This window comes from Mesorhizobium sp. M2A.F.Ca.ET.039.01.1.1, from assembly GCF_003998035.1.
Classification (GTDB): Bacteria; Pseudomonadota; Alphaproteobacteria; order Rhizobiales; family Rhizobiaceae; genus Mesorhizobium.
The window spans coordinates 1-1320 of the sequence record NZ_RZRY01001158.1 but is presented as its reverse complement, the minus strand read 5'-3'; the positions used below and the strand labels follow the sequence as shown (position 1 = coordinate 1320).

At 67.1% G+C, this 1320-nt stretch carries 2 protein-coding genes and 1 pseudogene; all 3 read right to left on the bottom strand.

All coding sequences use genetic code 11. The annotated features are described in order from the left end of the window. A partial coding sequence (locus EOA24_RS38160) for an SAM-dependent methyltransferase (RefSeq protein WP_245501965.1) occupies positions 1–255 on the bottom strand: 255 nt, incomplete at its 3' end. Continuing rightward, a complete protein-coding gene (locus EOA24_RS38155; protein ID WP_126082103.1) occupies positions 252–884 on the bottom strand; it encodes a precorrin-8X methylmutase in 633 nt (210 codons plus the stop codon). The genes EOA24_RS38160 and EOA24_RS38155, both read right to left, overlap by 4 nt. Beyond that, positions 885–1320, bottom strand: a pseudogene (locus EOA24_RS38150) (precorrin-3B synthase); the annotation flags it as partial.

The following is a 1320-nucleotide window of genomic DNA, read 5'->3' as shown; positions in this document are numbered from 1 at the left end:
GGCGATCTGCGCGCGATAGTCTTCGTGATCCTTGTCGATCTCGGTGGTCACCGGATAGAGCAGCGGCAGCTCGACCATGTCGGGCCGGAAACGCGCCTCGACGATGGCGCGCGCATTGCTGTTGTTGCCGCGCTTGGCGAAATAGGCGACGACATCGGCCTCGGCCAGCGCGCGCGCGGCCTTCAGCGTCAGCAGCTCGGGATCGCCGGGACCGGTGCCGACGCCGACCAGACGGCCTTTTACAATTGCGTTCACAGGCCTGGCCTCGCCAAGGAATTGAGCGCGGCGGCGGTCATGGCGCTGCCGCCCAGCCGGCCGCGCACGATGGCATAGGGCACGCCGTAGGAATTCTCGGCCAGCGCATCTTTCGATTCTGCAGCACCGACGAAGCCGACCGGCATGCCGATGATCGCGGCCGGCTTCGGCGCGCCGTCGCGCAGCTTTTCCAAGAGATAGAAGAGCGCCGTCGGCGCATTGCCGATGGCGACGACCGAGCCGGCCATGCGCTCGCCCCAGAGGTCGATCGCCGCCGCTGAGCGGGTGTTGCCGATTTCTCTGGCGATGTCATGTGTGCGCGGATCGCGCAGCGTGCAGATCACCTCGTTGCCGGCCGGCAGCCGGGCGCGGGTGACGCCATGCGCCACCATCTCTGCATCGCAGAAGATCGGTGCGCCGGCGGCAAGGGCCGCGCGGGCCGCTTCAACGAAATCGTTCGAGAAAACGAAATGGCTGGCGGCTTCGACCTGGCCGCAGGCATGGATCATGCGGATCGCGACATCGGCTTCCGCCTCGGAGAAGCGCGACAGGTCAGCCTCGGCCCGGATGATGGCGAAAGAGCGCTCGTAGATCGCGTTGCCATCGTGGATATAATCGTAGGCGGCCATTCACTGGTTCCGTCGATAGAGTTCGGCGATGCGGGCCGCGCCAAGCCTTGTGAGGCAAGCGGCGGCGGTCTCGCCTTGATGTCGTTCACCGCGAACCGCAGCCGCAATGGCGGCGACCCCGCGCGCGGCGTCATAGCCCGGCCTGTATCCGGCAGGAAGGGCCTTTGCCGTCCCGTCCACGACAAGTCCGGCTCCGTTTTCGTCGCCGACTAAAGTGAGCATCGCCGCCCCGGGATGCGCGCAACCCTTGGCGCAGCCGGAAATGTGAAGCGTCAGCGAAGTGTCGAGGAGTTCGGGGCTTTCCGCCGCGATTGTCTCGGCGATGGCGCGGGTTGCGATATTGCCGGAAGCGCAGGCCGGCGTGCCGGGACAGGCGGCGATCCGCGTGCGCGGATCGGCGGGGGAGGTCACGAAGCCGAGCGTGGCGGCGGTGGAT